At 68.2% G+C, this 23,286-nt stretch carries 23 protein-coding genes; 10 read left to right on the top strand and 13 right to left on the bottom strand.

Annotated features, from left to right (window positions below; genetic code table 11):
- Window positions 1–64 precede the first annotated feature (64 nt).
- A complete protein-coding gene (locus ACGFH6_RS30685) occupies window positions 65–736 on the top strand; it encodes a hypothetical protein (RefSeq protein WP_393390926.1) in 672 nt (223 codons plus the stop codon).
- Window positions 737–812: 76 nt separating this feature from the next.
- Here the strand turns inward: ACGFH6_RS30685 and ACGFH6_RS30680 are convergent, their stop codons facing one another.
- Entirely contained in the window at window positions 813–1,445 is a 633-nt protein-coding gene (locus tag ACGFH6_RS30680) for a class I SAM-dependent methyltransferase family protein (protein WP_393390924.1), read from the bottom strand.
- Between the two features lie 121 nt (window positions 1,446–1,566).
- Between ACGFH6_RS30680 and ACGFH6_RS30675 the strand changes: the two genes are divergently transcribed.
- Complete coding sequence (locus ACGFH6_RS30675; protein ID WP_393390922.1) at window positions 1,567–2,133, top strand: AAA family ATPase; 567 nt, start codon at window positions 1,567–1,569, stop codon at window positions 2,131–2,133.
- Here the strand turns inward: ACGFH6_RS30675 and ACGFH6_RS30670 are convergent.
- Complete coding sequence (locus ACGFH6_RS30670) at window positions 2,120–2,761, bottom strand: TetR/AcrR family transcriptional regulator C-terminal domain-containing protein (protein ID WP_393390920.1); 642 nt, start codon at window positions 2,759–2,761, stop codon at window positions 2,120–2,122. The two genes, ACGFH6_RS30675 and ACGFH6_RS30670, sit on opposite strands and share 14 nt — an antisense overlap.
- A gap of 117 nt (window positions 2,762–2,878) precedes the next feature.
- Here ACGFH6_RS30670 and dnaN point away from each other — a divergent pair, with 117 nt between their 5' ends.
- From dnaN to ACGFH6_RS30655, 3 genes are all read left to right on the top strand, one after another.
- On the top strand, window positions 2,879–4,012 hold the full coding sequence (gene dnaN / locus ACGFH6_RS30665) for a DNA polymerase III subunit beta (RefSeq protein ID WP_393390918.1): 1,134 nt from the start codon (window positions 2,879–2,881) through the stop codon (window positions 4,010–4,012).
- Window positions 4,013–4,079: 67 nt separating this feature from the next.
- A complete protein-coding gene (locus ACGFH6_RS30660) occupies window positions 4,080–4,868 on the top strand; it encodes a maleylpyruvate isomerase family mycothiol-dependent enzyme (protein WP_393390916.1) in 789 nt (262 codons plus the stop codon).
- 119 nt (window positions 4,869–4,987) lie between these two features.
- Entirely contained in the window at window positions 4,988–6,067 is a 1,080-nt protein-coding gene (locus ACGFH6_RS30655; RefSeq protein WP_393390915.1) for an acyltransferase family protein, read from the top strand.
- Here ACGFH6_RS30655 and ACGFH6_RS30650 read toward each other — a convergent pair.
- Window positions 6,049–6,816: an alpha/beta fold hydrolase gene (locus ACGFH6_RS30650; RefSeq protein WP_393390913.1), complete on the bottom strand. Its 768-nt coding sequence runs from the start codon at window positions 6,814–6,816 to the stop codon at window positions 6,049–6,051. The genes ACGFH6_RS30655 and ACGFH6_RS30650 overlap by 19 nt on opposite strands.
- A 198-nt stretch (window positions 6,817–7,014) precedes the next feature.
- On the opposite strand from ACGFH6_RS30650, the gene ACGFH6_RS30645 reads away from it, so the two are divergent.
- The 4 genes from ACGFH6_RS30645 (at window position 7,015) to ACGFH6_RS30630 (ending at window position 10,371) form a co-directional block, all read left to right on the top strand.
- Window positions 7,015–7,986 carry a LysR family transcriptional regulator gene (locus tag ACGFH6_RS30645; RefSeq protein WP_393390911.1) on the top strand — a complete coding sequence of 324 codons (972 nt, stop codon included), beginning with the start codon at window positions 7,015–7,017 and terminating at the stop codon, window positions 7,984–7,986.
- Between the two features lie 45 nt (window positions 7,987–8,031).
- Window positions 8,032–9,192 (top strand): NAD-dependent formate dehydrogenase, encoded by a 1,161-nt coding sequence (locus ACGFH6_RS30640; RefSeq protein ID WP_393390909.1) that lies wholly within the window; start codon window positions 8,032–8,034, stop codon window positions 9,190–9,192.
- Window positions 9,193–9,298: 106 nt separating this feature from the next.
- Window positions 9,299–9,478: a hypothetical protein gene (locus tag ACGFH6_RS30635; protein WP_360456702.1), complete on the top strand. Its 180-nt coding sequence runs from the start codon at window positions 9,299–9,301 to the stop codon at window positions 9,476–9,478.
- A 134-nt stretch (window positions 9,479–9,612) separates the two neighbouring features.
- Complete coding sequence (locus tag ACGFH6_RS30630) at window positions 9,613–10,371, top strand: GntR family transcriptional regulator (RefSeq protein ID WP_393390907.1); 759 nt, start codon at window positions 9,613–9,615, stop codon at window positions 10,369–10,371.
- Between the two features lie 127 nt (window positions 10,372–10,498).
- On the opposite strand, the gene ACGFH6_RS30625 is transcribed toward ACGFH6_RS30630, so the two are convergent.
- The 5 genes from ACGFH6_RS30625 to ACGFH6_RS30605 all read right to left on the bottom strand — a co-directional run bounded on the left by ACGFH6_RS30625 (window position 10,499) and on the right by ACGFH6_RS30605 (window position 17,794).
- Complete coding sequence (locus ACGFH6_RS30625) at window positions 10,499–11,041, bottom strand: hypothetical protein (protein ID WP_393390905.1); 543 nt, start codon at window positions 11,039–11,041, stop codon at window positions 10,499–10,501.
- 2 nt (window positions 11,042–11,043) lie between these two features.
- On the bottom strand, window positions 11,044–12,543 hold the full coding sequence (locus ACGFH6_RS30620) for an Nramp family divalent metal transporter (protein WP_393390903.1): 1,500 nt from the start codon (window positions 12,541–12,543) through the stop codon (window positions 11,044–11,046).
- A gap of 101 nt (window positions 12,544–12,644) precedes the next feature.
- Window positions 12,645–14,789, bottom strand: coding sequence for an acetate--CoA ligase family protein (locus tag ACGFH6_RS30615; protein WP_393390901.1), 2,145 nt, complete (start codon window positions 14,787–14,789; stop codon window positions 12,645–12,647).
- A 37-nt stretch (window positions 14,790–14,826) separates the two neighbouring features.
- Complete coding sequence (gene frc, locus ACGFH6_RS30610; protein WP_393390899.1) at window positions 14,827–16,053, bottom strand: formyl-CoA transferase; 1,227 nt, start codon at window positions 16,051–16,053, stop codon at window positions 14,827–14,829.
- Window positions 16,054–16,078: 25 nt separating this feature from the next.
- The gene (locus ACGFH6_RS30605; RefSeq protein ID WP_393390897.1) at window positions 16,079–17,794 is read right to left on the bottom strand and encodes a thiamine pyrophosphate-binding protein; all 1,716 of its coding nucleotides are present in this window, start codon (window positions 17,792–17,794) and stop codon (window positions 16,079–16,081) included.
- 137 nt (window positions 17,795–17,931) lie between these two features.
- On the opposite strand from ACGFH6_RS30605, the gene ACGFH6_RS30600 reads away from it, so the two are divergent.
- Window positions 17,932–18,216, top strand: a complete 285-nt coding sequence (locus tag ACGFH6_RS30600) for a hypothetical protein (protein ID WP_393390895.1) — start codon at window positions 17,932–17,934, stop codon at window positions 18,214–18,216.
- Window positions 18,217–18,271: 55 nt separating this feature from the next.
- Here the strand turns inward: ACGFH6_RS30600 and ACGFH6_RS30595 are convergent, their stop codons facing one another.
- The 5 genes from ACGFH6_RS30595 to ACGFH6_RS30575 are packed head-to-tail and all read right to left on the bottom strand — an operon-like array spanning window position 18,272 to window position 23,159.
- A complete protein-coding gene (locus ACGFH6_RS30595; protein ID WP_393390893.1) occupies window positions 18,272–19,117 on the bottom strand; it encodes a Gfo/Idh/MocA family oxidoreductase in 846 nt (281 codons plus the stop codon).
- A 1-nt stretch (window position 19,118) separates the two neighbouring features.
- Window positions 19,119–20,156: a Gfo/Idh/MocA family protein gene (locus ACGFH6_RS30590; protein WP_393390891.1), complete on the bottom strand. Its 1,038-nt coding sequence runs from the start codon at window positions 20,154–20,156 to the stop codon at window positions 19,119–19,121.
- Window positions 20,153–21,163 carry a Gfo/Idh/MocA family protein gene (locus ACGFH6_RS30585; protein WP_393390889.1) on the bottom strand — a complete coding sequence of 337 codons (1,011 nt, stop codon included), beginning with the start codon at window positions 21,161–21,163 and terminating at the stop codon, window positions 20,153–20,155. Before ACGFH6_RS30585 ends, ACGFH6_RS30590 begins: the two co-directional genes overlap by 4 nt.
- 32 nt (window positions 21,164–21,195) lie before the next feature.
- Complete coding sequence (locus tag ACGFH6_RS30580; RefSeq protein WP_393390888.1) at window positions 21,196–21,777, bottom strand: hypothetical protein; 582 nt, start codon at window positions 21,775–21,777, stop codon at window positions 21,196–21,198.
- The gene (locus tag ACGFH6_RS30575) at window positions 21,774–23,159 is read right to left on the bottom strand and encodes an OFA family MFS transporter (protein ID WP_393390886.1); all 1,386 of its coding nucleotides are present in this window, start codon (window positions 23,157–23,159) and stop codon (window positions 21,774–21,776) included. The genes ACGFH6_RS30580 and ACGFH6_RS30575 overlap by 4 nt, the downstream gene beginning before the upstream one ends.
- Window positions 23,160–23,286: the final 127 nt, after the last annotated feature.

Here is a 23,286-nt window from a genome sequence, read left to right as displayed (position 1 = left end):
CCGACGCCGAGGACGCCGCACCGGACCTACGGTCGACGCGACGATCCGAACCGGGGAGGCAGAGATGGACCACGAACATCGCCTGATCAGGAAGATGACTTGGGTGCCGGTGGGCATCGCGGCCGTGCTGGCACCGCTGCACGCGCTGGCACGGTTCGCGACACCAGACGGGCAGGAAGACCTGGACAGCGGCGTCGTCCGGACCTGGGCCGAGCCCACCGCCGGCGCATTGCGGCCGCTGCTCGACTGGGCGGACGCCGACACGGTCTACCGCACGTACGGCAAGGGATGGCCGGTCCTCATCGCCGCCACCATCGTCAGTGCGGTGCTGGTCCGAAACAGCCGGCGTCCGGGACGCCTCGAGCGCTTGGGCTGGCGGCTGACGCTACCCGGCCTGTCCCTGATGGCTCTCGGCCTGTTCGGGTTCTTCTGGATCAGGCTGGACATCGCCTACGTCGTGGCGGGCATGCCCGGATTCCTGCTCGCGGTGGTCGGTTCACTGCTGCTCGGTATCGCATTGCTTCGCGACGGTTTCCGGCCCTGGCTGGTCCCGGTGCTGCTGATTGGCTGGCTGCCACTGGACCTCGCATTGGGCAGTGTGCTGTCCGCTGGGGCCGGCACGATTCCGATGATGGCCGCCTGGGCACTGGCCATCCGCACGGTACGCCGTGGCGCGGTCAGTCGACCGACTCGTCCGATGACCCGCGGCATCGTGCCCCCATCCTCGGCGCAGTGACCGAAGCCGAAATACCCATCGCGAGGTGCACGAGTACTACGCCCCTCGTCGGCTCCACGGAAGTCTCGGCGGGTCGTCATGGCTGGTGGCGGCGGAACGTGAAGAGGTGGGTGCCGGAGACGAGGGGCTCTGGGGTGCCGGTGTAGCGGTGGACACCTACCCCGAATCCGACTGCTGGGTCGGACAGGTAGACGTGTTCGAAATCGCGGGACTCGAACCACGAGCAGATCTGCGGCACCAGGTCGGGGTCGTCGCGGTGGCGGGTCCAGATCACGGGAGCACCAGAGCGACACAGCTGAGGCAGGGCGGCGATCGTGCGCTGGATGTCTTCGTCGCTGATGTTGCCGAAGATTCCGCAGGCCAGCACGATGTCCGCGGGGACCATACCGGCGTACTGATCAATGAGGGCGGCGTCGCCGGCCCGGACCTCCACTTGATCGAGTCCGAGGGCGCGGGCGGTCGAGGCGGTGCCGGCGGCGATCTCCGGGTCGAGCTCGACCAGTCGGGCATGGACGTCGCCGCGGCGTGGATGGTCGGCCAGGACCTCGAGTACGTCGCGGCCTTGGCCGGCGCACAGGCTGACGATTCGCAGCGGTCCGGCAGCGCAGTCCTCCAAAGCGGACCGGAGCTGTGTCTGCACGACCTTCAACCGCTGGGACAGCACCGACCCCGGGTCGTCGTACTCGTCATGCCAGGCGGACCAGTCCATGCGCTAGCTCCTCTCAGGAACTTCCTATCAAGTTCTCAGTGCAATCACGGGCCGATCGCGGAACGCTGCCCGTCTCACCTCCGTTGACGGACGAAAGTCCGCCGGGCGAAGGGACGACAGCATGACAGGTACCGCCGACACGATGACGGCCGAGGCGCTGACGTACCCGAGCGACTCCGTGGTCGTGCTCGCCGGCATTCCGGGAGCCGGCAAGAGCACACTCCTCGACCGGCTGTTCCCCGAACACACTGACCGCGTGTACGACTCGGGCCGCCTCCGCGATCGCTGGATGCCGGTCTTCGGCGTCCTCCCCTATCCCTGGTGGCGGCCGCTCCTCCATCTCACCTACTACGCGATCGTGCTCAACGCGATGCGCACCGGTCCCCTGGTCGTGCACGACTGCGCGACCCGTCCGTGGGTACGACGCCTCATCGGCTGGAGGGCACGTCAGACCGGGAGGACAGTGCACCTGCTCCTGCTCGACGTACCCGATGACCTCGCCCGCGACGGGCAGCAGGCGCGCGGACGCGTCGTACGCAAGGGCAGCATGGCCACGCACTGCCGTCGGTGGCCGCAGCTCCTCGATCAGGCAGTCGCCGACCCCACCGAAGTCATCCCCGGCGCGGCATCCGCCGTCGTCCTCGATCGCGACCAGGCGAACCGGCTCGAAGCGATCAGCTTCCGTTGAGGCCGGCCTCCAGACCGTCCAGGATCAGGTCCAGCCCGTACTCGAAGTCCTCCACCCGCCCGGACCGCATCACGTGACCGATCACCTCCACGACATGCGGGAACTCCTCGGCGGACAGTCCCGGGAGTACGTCGGCCGACACCCGCGACGCCTCGTCCGCGGCGAACGGCAGGTTGAGCTGCTGCAAGGTGAACCCGTAGAGGTGACTGTCCAGCGTGTGCCACGCATCCAGCGCACCCTCGATCGTGAAGCCGCCCTCGCGGAGCCGCCCGAGCGTCGCGTCCAGGTAGCGCCTCATGCCCAGACCGATGCTGTACCGGGACATGATCTGCATCGCCGCCCACGGATGGGCGATCAGCACCTCGTGCGCAGAGATCGACCGCCGCCGCATCGCCTTCTTCCAGTGCGTCCCGGCGGGCGGTACGTCGATGTCGGTCAGCACAAGGTCGACGATGCCGTCGAGGATGTCGTCCTTGTTCTTCACGTGGTTGTAGAGCGACATCGCCTCCACGCCGACCTCCTGGCCGAGCCGGCGCATGGTCAGCGCGTCCAGGCCCTCCTTGTCGGCCAGCGTGATCGCGGCCCGCAGGACCCGCTCCCGGTTCAGTGGCTCGCGCCGTACCGCCATTCCGATCCTCTCGCCGACCGTGACACTTACATCGTAAGCGTACAGAGTAAGTCGAGGGTCGCAGGAACTGTCGGTGCCGGGTGATTGAGTCGTACTTCGACGTGGGGAGGAATGGGTGTGAAGGTTCGGGTTGCTCGTGAGGTACTGGCCGAGGCGGTCGGATGGGTGGCGAAGGGGCTGCCGAGTCGGCCCAGTGTGCCGATCCTGGCCGGGATGGTGGTGGACGCGACGGACGGTCAGGTGACGCTGTCCGGGTTCGACTACGAGAGCTCCGCGCAGGTGAGTGTGCCTGCAGAGGTGGCGGACGGCGGGCGGGTCCTGGTGTCGGGTCGGCTGCTGTCCGACATCTGCCGCAGCATGCCGAGGGACTCGGTGGATCTGAGCGGCGACGCGTCCCGGGTCCAGGTGGTCAGCGGGAGTTCGCGCTTCGCGCTGCAGACCCTCCCTCTCAACGAGTACCCGGAGCTGCCCGAGCTGCCCGGGGCGAGCGGCGTCGTCAATGGGGATGCTTTCGCCCGCGCCGTCGCCCAGGTGGTGAGCGCATCCGGCCGTGACGACACGCTGCCGGTGTTCACCGGCATCCGGGTGGAGCTCCGCGGTTCGACCATCTCGTTGCTGGCCACCGACCGGTACCGGCTGGCGCTCCGCGTCATCGAGTGGGAGCCGGCCGACCCGACCGTGGAGGCGAACGCGCTGGTGCCGGCGCGGATGCTCCACGACGTGGCCAAGGCGATGGCGGGCCACGATCTCACTCTCGCGCTCGGTTCAACCCGCACAGGGGACGGGTTGATCGGGTTCGAGGGTGGCGGCCGGCGGGCGACGGGCCGGCTGATCGACGGCGACTTCCCGAAGGTCCGCAGCCTGATCCCGGCCGAGTCCGCGATCACCACCACCGTCCAAGTGGACACAGCCGCGCTGGTCGAGGCCGTGAAGCGAGTCGCGCTGGTGGCCGAGCGGACCACCCCGGTGCGGATCAACTTCGCGGACGGTACGGCGACTCTCGACGCCGGGAGTGGCGAGGAGGCACAGGCGTCGGAGTCGGTGGAGGCAACAGTCACTGGCGATCCGGTGTCCACCGGGTTCAACGCGGGGTACCTCCTCGATGCGCTCGCCTCACTGGGGATGCCGATCGCGCACTTCGCCTTCACCCAGCCGATGAAGCCTGCGAACCTGACCGGTCTGCGAGCTCCCGATCAGGTTCCGACCGGCGATTCGGCGTACATCCTGATGCCGATGCGGCTGCCGAGCTGATGTCAAAGGGCCGCGACCGCTTCCGACCAGGGGGTGACAACACGAGCTAGTTCGAGGAGCCCTCCTGATGGAGTTCGAGCGTCACTGCGACCTGGTCGTCGAGCAGGCCGAGCTGCTCGTCGGCCACCTGAGCGGCAACGCCGGTGAGGTCCTGGGTACGGCGGTCGCGTCGTGCCCAGGCTGGAACGTCGGCCAACTGGTCCGGCACGTCGGCGGCGCCCATCGCGAGGCGACGGTCATCGCGACGACCGGCGAAGCGCCACCCGATGACGATTTCCGCGACCCGACGCACTGGTACAGCAACCCGGCCGGCTGCACCGCCGCGGACGTCGACGAGCTCCGGGACTGGGTGATCTCAGGTGCCCAGGAGCTGGCGAAGACCCTGCGCGAAGTCGGCCCCGACGTCCCGATCGTGATGCCGATCGACAACCCGACCACCCGCTTCACCGCGCGCCGGATGGGCCACGAGACCGCGATGCACCGCGCCGACGCCGCACTCGCGCTCGGCCTTCCGTACGTCCTGGACGCCGACGTCACCGCTGACGGGATCGACGAATGGATGGAGCTCGGCGCCCTCCCACTGCACTTCGAGGTGCACCCCTGGATGCGCGAACTGCTCGGCCCGGGCCGCACCCTCAAGTTCCAGGCCACCGACGTGGGTACGACGTGGTGCGTCGACCTCACCGGCGACGCCATCGTCTGGCACCACGACGACCTCCCGGCAGCCGTCACCATCAGCGCGCCGCTGACCGACCTCCTACTCCTCCTCTACAAGCGCCGTCCCATCGACGGCGCCCGACTCGAGGGCGACACCGACCTCCTCACGTACTACCTGGACCGGGTGAGCTTCGGCTGAGGCGGATGCCGACGGCAATCATCCATAAGTAGGACGCCGGATCAGGCCATGGGCTGACGATCGGCGGCAGTCGATGAGGTCTAGTGGTGATGCCCGCGCCACCACCTGGAAGGACGACCGTGGACTCGCCGAAGGCCCGGCTGCACGAGATCGATCTGCTGCGGATCCTCGCAGCGGTCTCGGTGATGACGTACCACTACCTGTTCTCGGCGTACGCCGGCGGCCTCTCGCCGATGCGGTTCCCCCATGCCGATGTGGTGGCTCGGTACGGCTACCTCGGTGTCGATCTGTTCTTCACGATCAGCGGGTTCGTGGTGCTGCTGAGCGCCTGGGACCGCACGCCGCGGTCCTTCGTCGTCTCCCGGGCCGTCCGGCTCTACCCGGCGTACTGGGTGGCCGTCACGCTGACCACGATCGTGTCGGTCTCGCTCAGCCAGGGCCGGTTCCCGGTGTCGCTGCCGCAGTACCTGGCCAACCTGACGATGTTCAACTCGCTGCCGAACATCGAGAACGTCGACGTCGTCTACTGGACGCTGTGGGCCGAGGTGCGGTTCTACGCGATGATCCTGATCCTGACCTGGATCGGCATCACCCGCCGCCGGGTCACGGTCTTCCTCTGGGTGTGGCTGGCCGCGACCTTCGTGTTCCAGGCCGGTCTGTTGCCGCACGCAACCGACCTGGTGCTGAACACCCAGTTCTCGCACTACTTCATCGCCGGAATGGCGCTGTGCCTGATCCACCGGTACGGCCCGACGCCGCAGACGCTGCTGATCGTCGCCGTCTCGCTCGGCAACGCGATCTACCGCGGCATCGGATTCGGCGACCGCGTCGGCATCCGCTACCACACCGAGATCCACCGTCCGGCGGTCGTCGCGATCATCGTGGTGATCTTCGCCGTCATGCTGGCCGTCGCGCTCAAGTGGACCCACCGGCTCGGGCGGCCGTGGTTCGCCGTGCTCGGAGCGCTCACCTACCCGCTCTACCTGGTGCACGCGCACATCGGATTCATCGTCTTCGAGCGGCTCGGCGACCAGGTGAACCACGTCCTCCTGGTCGCCGCGACGATGCTCGCGATGGTCGGCGTCGCGGCCGCCCTGCACTACGGGGTCGAGCAGCCGCTGGCGCCCCGCCTCAAGCGGCTGCTCGAGCGCGCCTTACCCGGCGCCCGCCGCCAGTCGGCTCACGCGGTCACGAAGTAGTCCGTCAGCACCCGCGCCAACGTCTCCGGCGGGAGCGTGTGGAACGTGCCGTCGTGCCCCTCCGCTGTGCCCTTCGGCAGCGCTGCGGCGGTCTGCTTGACCGAGTCCTGCAGCCACGCCGGACTGTCGTTGCTGTACAGCGCAAGTGTCGGCAGTTCGATTGTCGACAACAGCTCGGTCGGTACGGCGCTGTCACGCATCTGCAGGCCGTCGTACACGAGCGTGTGCGCGATCGCTTCGAGCCCGGCCCACATCGGCGTCGCCCGGATCTGATCGACGACCTCTTTCGGCTGGCCGACCGCCTCGACCATGAACAACTCGGCCGCGCCGCCGGGGTTCCCGGCCGCGACGTACTCCTGCAGCCGTTCGATGTACCGATCCGGCGCCGGCGGTGCTCCCTCGACCCGGAACGGCGGCTCCATGACCGCCTGCTTCTCGAAGGGCAGTCCGGCCTGGAACAGCACCATCGAACCCGACGAGTACGCGCAGGCGAACCGCGCGCCGGTTGCCGAGCGCACCGCGTCGAGGTCCTCCCACTCGCGCTCTACGGCGTACGTCGGTGCATCGCCGGAGTCGCCACGGCCACGCCGGTCGTAGTTCACCACGGTGAACGTCGACGCGAGCGCCTCGGCGTCCGGCACGTACCGCGCGCGGTCGGTGAACCCGCCGGCCACGAGCACCAGCACCGGTCCGCTGCCGTAGGTGTCGTACGCGATCTCGGTGCCGTCCTTCGAGGTGACCTTCTCCATCACCACACCCCTCCTCAGTTTGGGATCCCTGCCAATCCGTCGAACGACTACGGCGTGGAGAGACACCCCGCCTCCTGTGATCCACATCACAGGACACTAGCGACAGGCCCGAGCCCTATCCGCGGCCGACCCGCCTCACTACAGTTGGATTATGTATACAGACGGCTGGTATGCGGTCCACCGCACGATGGGTTCCTGATGCTGCTCCGCCAGCTGGAGTACCTCGTCGCCCTCGCCCGGGAGAAGCACTTCGCCCGCGCCGCCGACGCGTGCTACGTCTCCCAGCCGTCGCTGTCCGCCGCGATCCGCAAGCTCGAGCAGGAGCTCGACGTACCGATCGTCCGGCGCGGTCGCCGGTTCGAGGGGCTCACCCCCGAGGGCGAGCGGGTGCTGCTGTGGGCGCAACGGATCCTGGCCGAACAGGACGCACTCCGGCACGAGTTGTCGGTGATGCGCGGCGGTCTGACCGGCACCCTCCGGCTCGGCGCGATCCCGACCGCGATGCCGGTCGTCTCGCTGCTGACCACCCCGTTCTGCGAGCGGCACACCAGCGCCCGGGTCACGCTCGAGTCGTTGTCGTCGCGCGACATCACCCAGAAGCTGGCCGAGTTCGATCTCGACGTCGCGATGACCTACCTCGACGACGACACGCTCGGCCAGGTCCGCAAGACCCCGTTGTACGAGGAGCGGTACCTGCTCCTCACCCCGCAGCACACCGAGCTGGGTGAGTTGCCGGTGGCAACCTGGGCGCAGGTGGCCGCACTGCCGCTGTGCCTGCTCTCCCCCGACATGCGCAACCGCCGGATCATGAACGGCTACTTCACCGACGACGGCGTCACCGCCTCTCCCGCGATCGAGAGCGACACGGTCTCCGGTCTCTACAGCCACCTGCACGGCAATCACTGGTCAACCGTGATCTCCCACGCCTGGCTGCACATGTTCGGTGTGCCTGAAGGCATGCGCGTCGTACCGCTGAAGAGTCCTGCGCACGGGCCGCGGGTCGGACTGGTGATCGCGGCCCGCAGTCCCGAGCCCGTGCTGGCGCGCGCGCTCCTCGACGTCGCGCGGCAGGCCGGCGTACACACCGCTCTCGAGGATCTCCTCAACGTGCACTTGATGGGTTCTGGCTATCTCGACATAGCGAGCAAGTCTTTGACCGTCGGACCGTGACACGGCGAGTGTGGAAGTCCCTTCCGAACAAGGAGATTCCACATCATGGCCAAGATCATCTGCGTCCTGTACGACGACCCCGTCGACGGCCATCCGACGTCGTACGCACGGGACGGCATCCCGACCATCAACGGCTACCCGGGCGGCCAGACCGCACCCACGCCGAAGGCCGTCGACTTCACGCCGGGCGAGCTGCTCGGCAGTGTGTCCGGTGAGCTCGGGCTGCGCGAGTTCCTGGAGGGCCAGGGCCACACGCTGGTCGTGACGTCCGACAAAGAGGGCCCGGACTCGGCGCTCGACCGGGAGCTGGCCGACGCCGATGTGGTGATCTCGCAACCGTTCTGGCCGGCGTACCTGACGCCCGAGCGGATCGCGAAGGCGCCGAACCTCAGGCTCGCGATCACCGCCGGCATCGGCTCCGACCACGTCGACCTGGACGCGGCGATCAAGCACGGCATGACCGTTGCCGAGGTCACCTACAGCAACAGCATCAGCGTCGCCGAACACGTGGTGATGATGATCCTCGGGCTGGTCCGCAACTACCTGCCGTCGCACCAGGTGGTGCTGGACGGCGGCTGGAACGTCGCCGACTGCGTGGCCCGCTCGTACGACCTCGAGGGCATGCACGTCGGTACGGTCGCGGCCGGCCGGATCGGCACCGCCGTACTGCGCCGGCTCAAGCCGTTCGACGTGAACCTGCACTACACCGACCGGCACCGGCTGCCGGAGTCGGTCGAGCGCGAGCTCAACCTCACCTTCCACCCGAGCGCGGCCGACATGGTCCCGCACTGCGACGTGGTCACCATCAACGCGCCGCTGCACCCGGAGACGGAGGGTCTGTTCGGCGAGAAACTGCTCAGCACGATGAAGCGCGGCACGTACCTGATCAACACCGCCCGGGCGAAGATCGCCGACCGGGACGCCATCGTGAAGGCACTCGAGAGCGGTCAGTTGGCCGGGTACGCCGGCGACGTCTGGTTCCCGCAGCCCGCCCCGGCCGACCACCCGTGGCGGACCATGCCGCACCACGGCATGACCCCGCACATCTCCGGCTCGACCCTGTCCGCCCAGACCCGGTACGCCGCCGGCACCCGGGAGATCCTGGAGTCGTGGTTCGCCGGTACGCCGATCCGCGACGAGTACCTGATTGTCGACGGTGGGCGACTGGCCGGTGCCGGAGCGCATGCGTACTCGACCCGCGTGTAAGCGGCATCACGTCGTACGTAACCGGGATCACGTGAGACGCGGGCATAACCGGTGAGTACGGCTGGTTGAATGTATACAGAAGCCAGAATTCAAGGAAAGGGCACCAATGATCTTCACCCGTAGGTTCGGCGCTCTGGCGGCTCGCCCGCAGTTCCCGGATGCCCCGGAGCTGCAGCAGGAGCTGAACACCCCGGTCGACCTGGACGCCGAGCTCGCGAAGCTCACCGGCGACCAGGCTCGCACCGCTCACGACGACCGCCCGCACGCCGACGAGTCGGCTGCGTAAAGGGTCGCCATGTCAGGTCATGAGCCAAGGCCCCATGACCACGCCGGCGCCGAAGGCCCGGCAAAGGTACGGCACTTGGTAGACTGTCTACCAAGTGCCATGCCTTTGTCAGCGCAAGTTCCGGGAAGGACCTCATGACCACCATCAGCGCAGGCCCAGGGGCGGGGGCGGAACCGGCCGGTGTGCGACACGTCAAGCGGCCGACGCCACTGCGTGAGTCCGTCTACGAGGCCCTGACCGAGATGATCATCGACGGCACCCTCGAGCGTGGCCGGCACCTGGTCGAGGTCGAACTGGCCGGCATGCTGGGCGTTTCCCGGCAGCCGGTCCGCGAGGCCCTCCAGCGGCTCAACAACGAGGGCTGGGTGGACCTCCGGCCAGGCTTCGGCGCGATGGTGCACGTGCCCGCCGAGGACGAGGTGGACCAGTTGCTCGCGGCCCGCGCCGCCCTGGAGTCGGAGTCCGCGCGGCTCGCGGCCCAGCACGCTTCGAAGGACGACGTGGCCCGGCTCAAGGACCTGTGCAAGGTCGGTACGGCGCTCCAGGAGGCCGGCGACATCGACGGCGCGGTCCGGACCAACGGCGAGCTGCACAGCCTGATCACCCAGATGTCGGGGAACAGGTTCCTGGTGGACTTCGCCGGCCAGGTCGATCGCCGGGTCCGCTGGTACTACACCCCGGTCGCGCCCGTCCGCGGTGGCGCCTCCTGGCGCGAGCACGCGCGCCTGGTGAAGGCGATCAGCGAGGGCGACGAGGACAAGTCGGCGCAGATCATGCGCGAGCACACCGAACACACCCGCAAGGCCTACCACGACCTCCAGGCTGCCAAGGGCCCCGAGGACCTCCCCGACACCGAGTCCGCCCCGCGCCGGCGCCGCCGTACATCCAACTGACCCACCAGGCAGCAGATGAACGGACAACCCTTCAGATTGCTCCTTCTCCCCTCGGATTCCGAGGGAAGAACCGGCCAGTTGAAGGGTTGTCCGTTCAAACGCCGTCCCAGGGGCGGCGGTGTGGGGGTCAGGCAACGCGCTTCTTGCGGCCACGCCCCGTCGCGGCCTTGCGTGCCTCGAGAGCGGCGGCGAGATGGGAGTACTGCTCCACCGTCCGCCGTGCGTAGATGTTGCGTTCCAGGATGTGCGGCCACCAGTGCCGCCCGATCTGCTCGTGCATCCACAGGAAGCCGATCGCGAAGCCCATACTGACCAGGGCCCGGAACGCGAGGAACTTCCACGGTTCCGGCGGCAGGCCCGGCGTACCGGTCACCACCCATTCGGTCACGACGGAATGCACCAGCAGGGAGAGCGGGAAGGCGATCACCCAGTAGACCGCCGCCGGTGCGAACACCCCGGCGGGGATCTTGCCCATGCCCATTAGAACGGCGTACCCGGCACCGAAGAGCATCAGCGGGACGCCGAGGCCGAGCCCGGTCGCCACCGCCCAGCCGAAGGGCTGGCCGACGAACGCGGCCAACCCTCCGGCGATCACTCCGGCCGCGGCGCCCACCGAGACGGCGGGCACCGAGAACTCCGCGAGCTGCTTCAGATCAGCTGTCCGAGTCATGGTCAGCTCACAACCACACCGAAGCGGATCAGGCTGTAGAACAGCATGCCGAGATAGAACACCGCACCGAACCCGATGATCACGTTGCGCACCGGCCCGGGCCGGATCGGTTTGGGCAGCAGCTTGTTGTTCACCAGGAGCAACACGATGCAGTAGGCACCCATCGCGAACGTGGACAAGAAGGCGAGGATGTCCAGGATGCCGGCCGGACCGTCGGCCGGACCGAACAGCAGGATCAGGATGCCGAACGTGATCACGCCCCAGAGGAACCCGGCGTACAGCTTCGACATCGAGAACCGTTTGGCGCCCGGTACGAAGTAGTACGTCATGTCGGCCTGGCCGCGGGAGAACGAGTCGAACAGACCCAGGGTCGCGTTCAGCCCGATCAGCGCGATGAAGGCGAAGAACAGCGTGCCCAGGATCGGGCTGCCGGCCGACGCGAACGCGTCCGACATCGCCGACAGGGCCGCTTCGCGGTCGCCACCTTCGATCAGCGACGCCACGTTCGGGTTCGTCCGGGCCGCCGACATGGCCAGCACGGTGAACGAGATCGTGACCAGCATCGTGATGCCCCAGAACAGCAGCAGGGCGTCGAAGGTGACCCACTTGCGCCACCCCTTCCACTTCTGCAGCTCGGCCGGGTCGTCGGTGTCGAACATGAAGCCCCGCGACGGCATCGACTCGGCCTCGTTGGCCGACCGCAGACCGCGGATCTTCGGGATGTGCGACCCCATCGCCGCACCGCTGTCACGCAACTGCAGCGTGTACCACATCTGCTGCATACCGGACGGGCCGGCGAACGCGATCGAGCCGACCACGATCGGGAACCAGGCCTCGGACAGTGCCTTCTCCGGGAAGAACCCGAACGCGAACATGCCCTGCAGGGTCTGGCCCAGGTCGTCCCAGTTGCCCACGATCGCCGCGATCACCGACGTACCGACGACGAGCAGGCCGATCAGCAGGCCGAGGAGTTTCTCGAGGAAGTTGTAGATCACCGACAGCAGACTGAACAGCACACCGACGAACACCAGAGCCACGCACGCGGTGACCTGCCAAGGTATGCCGGTGATCTCCTCGAAGGCAGCGGCCCCGGCCGACAGATGCCCGGGCCACATGTAGATCAGGATCGCCGCGACGTAGAAGAACCACATCATCGGTTTGAAGACCCGCGCCGCGCCGAAGAAGATGCTCTCCCCGGTCGCCATCGCGTACCGGGCCATCTCCAGCAGGACGAACGCCTGCAGCGTGACGCCGATCATGAACAGCCAGCGGATGTCCGGACCGAACACCAGCACCAGGCGGGGCCACATGTAGGACTCACCCATGCCCACGCCCAGCGCGACCAGGAACACGGTCGGACCGAGGATGTGCATGGACGGCGGTGCGTCCGGAAGCTTCCGGATCGGCATCGGTTCGAGCCGGCCGGCCTTCCAGACCTTCTCGGTGACGGCCGTCGCCGCCGGCTCTTCAGGTACTTCTGAGGTCTTGCTTGTGACGTCCAAGGCGGACTCCTTAGATCGACGCCAGCTTGGCTTGACGCTCCCCCGTGCACTCCCCCCTGACCAACAGCATCACCGGCTTCCTCCGAACAGGTTGGGGACTTTCAGGAACCGAGAGGCCCGGCGTTGCGGGCCCAGCGGTACTTCGCACCGAGCACCTGGACCGGTGTCTCGGTGGTGTACGGGTAGGCGACCACCCCGTGGTCGAACAGGTACTGACTTGCTTCCTCGACCTCGACGTCACCGGACAGTGAGGCCACCACCGGCTTGTCGATGCCCTTGGCGCGATACTCCTCCACCACGTCGGCGACCAGCTTCGCGAACACCATCGGCGGCGTCACGATCGTGTGCCAGTAGCCCAGGATGAGCGAGTGGATCCGCTCGTCCTCGAGCCCGAGCGCGATCGTGTTGCGGTACGTCGACGGCGGCTCGCCACCGGTGATGTCGACCGGGTTGCCGGCGGCACCGAACGGCGGGATGAACTTGCGGAACGCCGCGTCCAGGTCGGCCGGGATGTCCATCAGGGTGAGGCCGGCGTCGACACAGGCGTCCGACAGCAGTACGCCGGAACCGCCCGCGCCGGTGATGATGACGACGTTCTCACCCTTCGGCGTCGGCAGCAGCGGGATGCCGCGGGCGTACTGGAGCATCTCGTTCAGCCCCGGCGCCCGGACCACGCCGCTCTGTCGCAGGATGTCGTCGTACACCTTGTCGTTGCCGGCCAGGGCACCGGTGTGCGAGCTGGCGGCCCGCGCGCCCATGTCCGTACGCCCGGCCTTCAGCACGACGACCGGCTTCTTCTTCGACACCCGGGCCGCCGTCTCGGCGAACGCCCGGCCGTCCTTCAAATCCTCCAGGTGCATGGCGATCAGGTTGGTGTTGTCGTCGCTCTCGAAGAACGTCAGGAGGTCATCCTCGTCGATGTCGGCCTTGTTGCCTACCCCAACGATCGCCGAGACGCCCATCCGGCTGGACCGGCTGAAGCCCAGGATCGCCATCCCGATGCCACCGGACTGTGACGACAGCGCCACACTGCCGCGGACGTTGTACGGCGTGCAGAACGTCGCGCAGAGGCTCTCCGGCAGGTAGTAGTAGCCGTAGATGTTCGGGCCGAGAATCCGCACATCGTGTTTCTTGGCGATGGCAACGACCTCGTCCTGCAGTTCCTGCTCGCCGGTCTCGGCGAACCCGGACGGGATCAGGATCGCGCCCGCGACGCCCTTCTCGCCGCACTGCTCGAGCGCACCGGCGACGAACTTGGCCGGGACCGCGAACACCGCGACGTCGACGTCGCCCGGGATGTCGGTGATGCTCGGGAACGCCTTCAGCCCGAGGACCTCGCCACCCTTGGGATTGACCGGGTAGATGTCCCCGGCGTACCCGCCGTTGACCAGGTTCTTCATCACCGAGTTGCCGATCTTGCCGGTCTCGTTCGACGCCCCGATCACGGCCACCGCGCGCGGCTTCATGATCCGCGTCATCGCGGTCAGGATCTCCTCCTGACTGTACCGCTCGACCGGCTTGCCGGCCTCGGCGTCCACGATGATCCGGAAGTCGACCGCGGTGGCGCCGTCCGGCCCGGCCAGCACCGGGTTCAGGTCCACCTCGGCGAACTGCGGGAAGTCGTCGACCAGGTCCGACAGGCGCTGGATCAGGTCCGCGACGGCATCCTTGTCGACCGGCTTCGCGCCGCGGACGCCGTTCAGCATCTCGTGTGCACCGATCCCGTCGACCATCGCGCGGGCCTCGTCACCGGTCAGCGGGGCGAGCCGGAAGGTGACGTCCTTGAGTACCTCGACCAGGACGCCCCCCAGCCCGAACGCGACCACCTTGCCGAACGTCTGGTCGGTGACCGCGCCGACGATGACCTCCTGCACGTCACCGCCGGTGACCAGCATCTTCTGCACCTGCACACCGATGATCTCCGCGTCCGCCTGATAGGCCTTGGCGTTGGCGATGATCTTCTCGTACGCCGCTTTGGCCGCCTCGGCACTGTCGACGCCGACGACCACCCCACCGGCATCGGTCTTGTGCAGGATGTCCGGCGAGACGATCTTCAGCACGACGGGGAAACCGATCTCGGCCGCGAGACCGGCGGCTCCCTCGGCAGTCGTGGCCAGCCCCTCACCCGGCGTCGGGATGCCGTACGCGTCCGCGACCAGCTTGGCCTCGGGCGCGCTCAGGGAGGTGCGGCCGTCCGCCAGAGCCTGGTCGAGGATGGTCCGGACTGCTGCCTTGTCATAGGTCATGCCTGCGCTCCTTCGGGGATGCGGGGAGAGGTCGGCGTCAGATGACGCCGGCTGCCTTGAGTTCCTCGAGCTCGGCGGTGTCGATGCCGAGCGATCCGTAGACGACGGAGTTGTGCTCGCCGAGACCGGGCGAGGTCTCGACCTGGACCGGGGAGTCGGACAGTTTGAGCGGGCAGCCGACGGTCTTGAAGCTGCCGCGCTGCGGGTGCTTCACCTCGACCACGGCGCCCAGCTCGGCCAGCGTCTCGTCCTCGATCAGCTCGCGGGTCGACATGATCGGCCCGCACGGCACGTTCAGCGCGTTGAGCTTGTCCATCACCTCGAACTTCGTGTGCTGCTCGGTCCACTGCTCGATCAGCGCGAACATCTTGTCGAGCTTGTCCAGCCGTGCGGCCGGCGTCGCCCAGTCCGGGTCGTCGGCGAGCTCCGGCTTGCCGATCAGGTTCGCGATCGGGGCCCAGCCGGGCGGCTGGACGATCACGTAGATGTAGTCGTTCGGCCCGCCGGGTGCGCACCGCAGCGCCCAGCCGGGCTGGCCGCCACCGGAGGCGTTGCCGGACCGCGGCACCTCGTCCTCGAAGTTCTCGTTCGGGTACTCGGGCAGCGGACCGTGCGTGAGCCGCTGCTGGTCGCGCAGCTTGACCCGGGTCAGGTTGAGCACGGCCTCCTGCATCGCCACGCTCACCCGCTGGCCCTTGCCGGTGTTGGTCCGCTGGAGCAGCGCGGCCAGGATGCCCGCGACCAGGTGGATGCCGGTGCCGGAGTCGCCGATCTGCGCGCCGGTCGCGGTCGGCGGCCCGTCCTCGAACCCGGTGGTGCTCATCGCACCGCCCATCGCTTGCGCGACCACCTCGTAGGCCTTGAAGTCCTCGTACCGGCCGGGGCCGAAGCCCTTGATCGAGGCGTAGACCAGCTTCGGGTTGATCAGTTGCAGCCGGTCCCAGGTGAAGCCCATCCGGTCGATCGCGCCGGGGGCGAAGTTCTCCACCAGGACGTCGGCGTCCTTGACCAGGTCGGTGAAGATCTCCTTGCCCCGCTCGGACTTCATGTTCAGCGTGATGCTGCGCTTGTTGCAGTTGAGCATTGTGAAGTAGAGGCTGTCGACGTCGGGGATGTCGCGCAGCTGCTGGCGGGTGATGTCGCCGGTGGGCGCCTCGAGCTTGATCACATCGGCGCCGAGCCAGGCGAGGAGCTGAGTACAGGACGGTCCGGACTGCACGTGCGTCATGTCGAGTACGCGAACCCCGTCGAGGGCCTTGGTCATAAGGAGTCCTCCCCTACTTGTGCGGTCACTTGTACATCGTCTGGTTCATGGTTCCCGGCGCATACGCGTCCGGGTCGACCCACACGTTGATGAGCGAGGGCAGCCCGGACTCGCGGGCTCGCTGCATGGCCGGCCCGATCTCCTTCGGGTCGCGGACCTCCTCGCCGTACCCGCCGAGCATCTTGGCGAACTCGTCGTACTTCACGTCGCCGAGCGTGTTCCCGATCCGGCCGCGGTCGTGGCCGTACTTGGCCTCCTGGCCGTAGCGGATCTGGTTCATCGACGAGTTGTTGCCGACGACACCGACGAACGGGAGCTTGAAGCGGACGAGCGTCTCGAAGTCCCAGCCGGTCAGGGAGAACGCGCCGTCACCGAACAGTGCGACCACTTCCTTGTCCGGCCGCGCGTACTTCGCCGCGAGCACGAACGGGATGCCGACACCGAGGGTCCCGAGCGGGCCCGGGTCCATCCAGTGGCCGGGCGACTTCGGCTGGACGACGCCACCGGAGAAGGTGACGATGTCGCCGCCGTCGCCGATGTAGATCGAGTCCTCGGTCAGGAACTCGTTGATCTCGTGCGCGAGCCGCAGCGGGTGGATCGGGTTCGCGTCCGACAGTTGCCGCGGCAGCCGCTTCTGGTACGCCGCGTCCTCCTCGGCACGCAGTTCGGCGAACCAGGCCTTGCGGTCGGTCTTCTTGACGCGGCCCGACGCGGCCTGGGTGACGGCGGCCAGGATCGCGCCCGGGTCGCCGACCAGGCCGAGGTCGATGTCGCGGTTCTTGCCGACGGTGCGGTAGTCCATGTCGATCTGGACCACGGTCGCGCTCTTCGGCAGCCGGCGGCCGTAGCCCATCCGGAAGTCGAACGGCGTACCGACGATCAGGATCAGGTCGGCGTTGTTGAACCCGTACCGCCGGGACAGGTGGAAGTGGTGCGGGTCGCCTGGCGGCAGAGTGCCGCGGGCCGAGCCGTTCATGAACACCGGGATGTCGAGCGTGCGGGCGAACTCGGTCGCGGCCTCGCTGCCGCGGGACGTCCAGACCTGGCTGCCCAGCAGGACCACGGGCTTCTCGGCCCGGACCAGCAGGTCGGCCACCGCCTCGACGTTCGCCGGGTCGCCGATGCTCTTGGTGGACGCCCGGTAGTGACCGGCCTCCGGGATCGTCGCCGAGTCGACCGGGACCGAGTTGTCCAGGATGTCGCGCGGGATCTCCAGGAACGACGGACCGGGCGCGCCGTTGTAGCACTCGCGGAACGCCATCGACACCATGTCGGCGGCCCGCGCGGTGTGCGGCACAGTCGCGGCGAACTTGGTGATCGGCGTCATCATGTCGACGTGCGGCAGGTCCTGCAGAGATCCCATCTTGTGCTGGTTCAGCGCGCCCTGGCCGCCGATCAACAGCATCGGGCTCTCGGCGCGGAAGGCGTTCGCGACACCGGTGACGGCATCCGTCGTCCCGGGGCCGGCGGTGACGACCGCGCAGCCGGGCTTACCTGTCACTCGCGCGTAGCCGTCCGCGGCGTGCGCGGCGACCTGCTCGTGCCGGACGTCGACGACGGCGATGCCCTCGTCGACACAGCCGTCGTAGATGTCGATGATGTGACCGCCGCACAGGGTGAAGATCACGTCGACGCCCTCGGCCTTCAGCGCCTTGGCGACCAGGTGACCACCTGAGATCGTCGCCGGCTCCGGCTTCGGTGAGTCGGCGGCTGGTTGGGTCTCCGACACTGTCTGCGCCATCTGCAGTCATCTCCTCGGAAGGGCCGGGGTCCGGCTTGTTGGTACAGCTTCGTCTGTAGATTGCATACCGTATGGTGTAGTCGTAGTCTTACCCCAGCCCATAGTGGTTGTCCAGAGCTCGGCACCAGGAGGCTGGGATGACGATTCACGACGAACTCGCCAACACCCGTCAGGCTGTGCTGGCGCTGGAGAAAACCCTTATGGCGTTGAGGAATCGGCTCGGCCCGCATCTCGACGTACTGCGGCTGCTCGACGACCTCGATCGGTGTTCGACCGACCTCCGCCGCCTCGAGCAGCAGGTCGGTGCACCCCGCCGGCAGGAGCTCGTGGTGATTCCGGACGGTGACTACGACCACGGGCTCTGGGGAGCCGGGGACGTCGATCACGAAGGAGTGGGAGCCCCCGGCAGACGCGCTCCGTAACGAATCCGGGCCCCGCAGACAGTGTCTGCGGGGCCCGGAGCTGTGACGGCAGGAATCAGTGCGGGCGAATCGCCTCGACGACTGCATCGAGGAACTGCATGGGCCGGACCAGATCGTCGTAGTCGATCGGCGGCCGCCGGGTCTCGGCCATCTCCAGGAACGCACGCAGCCCTGGCTCGACGTACGACGGGCCGAGGACGAGCTCGCGTGCCGCCAGGCCGTGCCGCCCGACGACCATGCCATGGAACGGGACCCGACCGTCGGGCTCCGGCAGTACGAACTGGACCACTACGCGGACTCCACCGACATCAGTGGTGGCGACGATGGTGTCGGCGACCCGTTCCACTCGTACGTCGCCGATGGCACCGGGTGCCAGCCTGAGGGCGACGTCGACCGGGTGGATGCCGTAGAAGTAGATGCCGCCGTACTCACTGTCCGGATCGGCCGGCCCGGTCGTGATCACCGTCTGCGGTGCACCGAGCAACGCCGCCTGCTCGGCCAGCGCGTCCGTGTCCGGCACCCAGCGGACGGCCGAGGACGACGTCAACGGTGCATCGTGTTCGCGCGCCGCGGCAACGATCGCCCGGGCGTCGGCCTCGGTACAGGCGAGCGGCTTGTCCACGAACACCGGCAGACCTTCGGCCAGGAACGGTACGGCGTGCTCCCGGTGCAGACCGCCGTACCGATCGGTGATGATCACGGCGTCGACCAGGCCCAACAGGTCTGTCGGTGCGTCGACGAGCCGCTCGAGCTGCCCGGTGACGCGGAGCTTCTCGTTGCGTTCGCTCGCGCCGCCACTGAGGGCGACGACACGGGTCTCGCCGGCCCGCCGCTCGACGTTCAGGTAGTCGATGATGTGGTCGACGTGGGAGTTCTCCGTCCCGATGATGCCGATGCGCACGTCAGTCTCTCCCGGTGAGCTGGACCGGAGCACCGGTCCGGGCGGATTCGTAGACCCCGAGCACCACCTCGAGCGCACGCCGTGCGTCCCGGGTGCCGATCGAGGGCGCGCGGCCGTCGCGCACCGCCTCGATGAAGTCGAGGTACTGGTCACGATGCGCGTCGGCGACCGACCGGGTCACGCTCGCCTCCCCCGCCGGCTGCCCGTCTGCGACCGACTGGGTCTCCGCGGTCGACTCTCCGTCGGCGGCGTCGAAGACGATCAGGTCGTCGTTCTCGATCACCGCGCTGCCGCGATCGCCGTACACGGACAGCCGCACCGGGCGGCCCGGGTAGGCCGATGTGGTGGCCACGATCGACCCGATCGCCCCACTGCGGAACCTCACAGTCGCCGCCACCGTGTCCTCGACCTCGATCCGCTCGTGCGCGAGCCGGTCGCTGTACGCCTGCACCTCGACGGGCTCGCCCAGCATCCACAGCAGGAGGTCAACCACGTGGATGCCTTGGTTCATCAGGGCTCCGCCACCGTCGAGCGCGACAGTGCCGCGCCAACCGCCGGAGTCGTAGTACTCCTGCGATCGCCAGAAGGCCGACTCGGCGATGCCCGTGGTGATCCGGCCGAGCCGGCCGTCGGCGACAGCTTGGTGCATGAAGGCCGGGGCGTGCTGGAACCGGCGCTGACTGATCACGGCCACGGTCAGCCCGGTCTGCTCTTCCACGTCGATGAGCCGGTCAGCCGCAGCCAGCGTCACATCGATCGGCTTCTCCACGATGACGTGCTTCCCCGCCTCGAGCGCGGTGATGGCGGCGTCGGCGTGATACCCGCTGGGCAGGCAGATGCTGACCACGTCGACGTCCGGCCGGGCGCAGGCCTGCTTCAGGTCCGTCATCGGCTCACCGCCGTACTTGCCGCTCAGTGTGGTGGCTCGATCCGCCTCCACGTCGACGACCGCGACCAGCTCCGAGCCCTCGGGGAGGGACGTGATCAGGCGGGCATGAGTCTCACCGATGACTCCGGCCCCCACCACTGCGAACTTCATCCGGCCTGTCCTCTCTGTCGGTCGGTCCACGGCAGCACGACTCCACCGGCGTCGGCGCTCTGCTGGGCAAGCAGGGCGACCCGCGTCGCCACGAACCCTGCCGCCGTGCTGGTCTCGGGCTCGCGGCCGGCCGACAGAGAGTCGAGCGCCTCGGCCGCCGGGCGCCGGCCGGGCGGCAACTGCACTTCCCAGGGCGGGCGGTCAGTAGTTGCCGCGATCAACTTGTTCTGCGCCCAGAACAACTCCGCCGTGCCCTCGGTGCCGGTGAGTCGCATCCGGTAGTCACCGTGGTACGGCGATGCGGCGGGCGTCAGCCAGTTGACCTCGATCGTCGCGACCACCGAGCCGGCTCCGAGCAGCAGCGATCCGTGCAGCGCGAACTCGCGATCGGTCCTGTCCGCCAGCCCGGCGACCGTTCCCTCGGTCGCTCCGGACAGCAGCAGGACGAGGTCGATGTCGTGGACGGCGAGATCGCCGAGGATCCCGCCGTACCCCTTCCGGGTGAGGAACCAGTCCGGCCGCGTGGGCCGGTTGAGCTTGTGCGGACCCGTCGACGCGACCTGCACCAACTCCCCCAGCGAGCCGTCGGCCAGCAGCGCGCGAGCCGCCAAGGTCTCGGGATAGTGCCGCTTCTCCAGCAGCAGGGAGACGAAGCGGCCGGTCTCGCGCTGCGCGGCCTCGATCGCGTCAAGCTCGGCGAGCGTCGTACAGAGAGGCTTGTCGGCCAGCACGTGCGCACCCGCGCGGAGCGAGTCCACGATCGCCTCGGCCCGGTCCGCGTATATGCCGGCGATCATGACGACCTCGGGCCGCAGTTCGTCGAGCAGCCGCCGGTGGTCGTCGTACGCCGGTACGCCGAACTCAGCGGCGTACCGGCCTGCCGTCGCCGGATCCGGATCAGCGACGGCGACCAGCACGAGATCCTCGCGCAGTGTCACTTCGTCCAGCGCGTACCTGACATGGGCGTGCGCGGCGCCGATCACGGCCAGCCGGAGGGGTGCGGGCATGGGCCGAGTCAACCCTGCAACCGGTTGCTACGTCAAAGGTCAGACCGGCGCGCGCCCGCCTCCGCGATCGACGGGCTGGCCGTGACAGCGGAGCCAGCCACCGCCAGACACTGTCTCAGCAACCCGCGCAGCCGTATGTCGTCCGCGGCGCGAGCCGTCACGGACACGGCTTCGGCGGCGTGCTCGGGCGCGACGAAGGTCCGGTAGAACGACTCGCTCCGGCCAACCCGGTCGAGGACCGGAAACCACCAGCGCGCCGATCCCGCCAGCTCTTCCTGCCCGGTGAGGAAATGGACCGCGGTCTGATGCGCCCTCGAGAGTCTCCTCCGCTCGTCCGCTGTCGACTCCCCGCCCACCAGAGCCGTGGAGACGCACAACGAGACCAGCCAGGCCGTCGATTCGAAGCCGGGCTGCGCGGTGCCGAGAAAGCTCGGCGCCAGCGGCAACAGCGCACGGCGGCCGGACGAGCTGCTGTGGTCGTGGACCGCCCTGGCCACCGCGCTCAAGGTCGGATGCACGCAGGTCGGGCGATCCGTCCAGGGTTCACGGGCCAGCTTCGACACCAGCTCCATCACACACGGATCGGGCCGGGCGACCTTCCCGTAGCCGTTCACTCGCCGGACCGCACTGTTCCGCTGACCGGCGTACCCAGCTGTGGCCGGACCGGTAGCGCCGGTCGCCCGGGTTGTTTCAGCAACCGCACACTCAGCGCGGTGATCACGCCGAGTAGCCCGGCGCCGAGGAACAAGGGCCGGTAGCCGATCTCGGCGATCAGGGACGCGGTGACGCCGACTCCGACCAGGCCGCCGACGGCCTTCGCGGAGTACAGGATCGCCTGGTTCTGCAGCAGGCTGTTCTCGCCGAAGAACTCGAGCACCAGGTTGGCCATGATCGCGTAGAACGCGCCGCCGCCGAGACCGGCGAACATCGCGCACAGCACGAACACCCAGCCCGCACCGGCCTCGCCTGCGACGACCAAGCCGACGTGGGTGAATCCTTCGACCATCAGTACGGCGGCCAGCACCCGGCGCCGGCCGAACCGGTCGGAGAGGTTACCGGCGAACGACCTGCCGAGACCGTTGACTGCGGCAAGCATTCCGGCGGCGAAGCCCGCGACCGCCATGCCCAGCCCAGCCGTCACCGCGTAGCTCACGACGAAGGCGATGCCGAACAACGACAGCGCCGTACACAGAGCGAGCGTCAGCCACATCAGCGGCAGTGCACCGGTCCGCATCGCCTCGGCCGGACGGTAGTGCCGGACCGCGGGCGCGTTGTGTGGGATGCTCCGGTTCAGCTTGCGGTCGATGGCCCACGCCTGCGCGTCGATGTCGGCCGGCCACCAGTGCCGCGGCGGGTCCTTCAGCAACCCACCCGCGGTCACCACGACCGCTACGGCGACGATCGCGGTCAGATCGAACACCAGCCGGCGTCCACCGGGCGAGTCGACCAGCGCCAGCAACGCGATACTCGGTACGGCGCCGACCGCGAAACCACCCGTGACGAAGCCGATCGTGGCGGTACGCCGATCCGGGAACCACCGGGCCGACGTGGTGATGCAGGCGGCGTACACCAGACCTGCGCCGCTGCCACCGAGCAGTGAGTAGCCGAGCACGACAACGAAGTAGCTGCCCGCATGGGCGAGCGTGGCGAGCCCGATGGCCGCGAGCACACCTCCGACGATCACCAGTTGCGTCGGTGTGGCACGGCGTACCCGGTGAGCCCAGGCGGCCGGGATGGCGACCAGGGCCTGGCAGGCGACGAAGACCGCCAGTAGCCACATGGTCTGGGTGAAACCCCAGCCGCGGTCGGCGTCGAGACCCAGCGCCGCGGCGCCGAAGGAGTACTGCAGTGGGCTGATGGCAACCATGCAGGCCGAGGCGGCCCACAGTTGCCAGCGCCGCGAATGTCCGGTCAGATCCCGGGCCTCCTCGCCGATCCGGTACCGCCGGCCGTAGACGTCACGCACGTCCCGGGGCGAGGGCATCACGTGATTCATGTCGCCTCCTGACTACTGCATACCGTATGAGATCTGTGGTACTCCTCCGCGTCGGCGTTGTCCAGAGCTCGGAGCTCTTGTGAACGAGAATGCATACAGCATACAGTCGCCATACGACCGGCCAGCG

Source organism: Kribbella sp. NPDC049227 (assembly GCF_043197265.1).
Classification (GTDB): Bacteria; Actinomycetota; Actinomycetes; order Propionibacteriales; family Kribbellaceae; genus Kribbella.
This window is presented reverse-complemented; position numbering and strand designations above follow the sequence as displayed.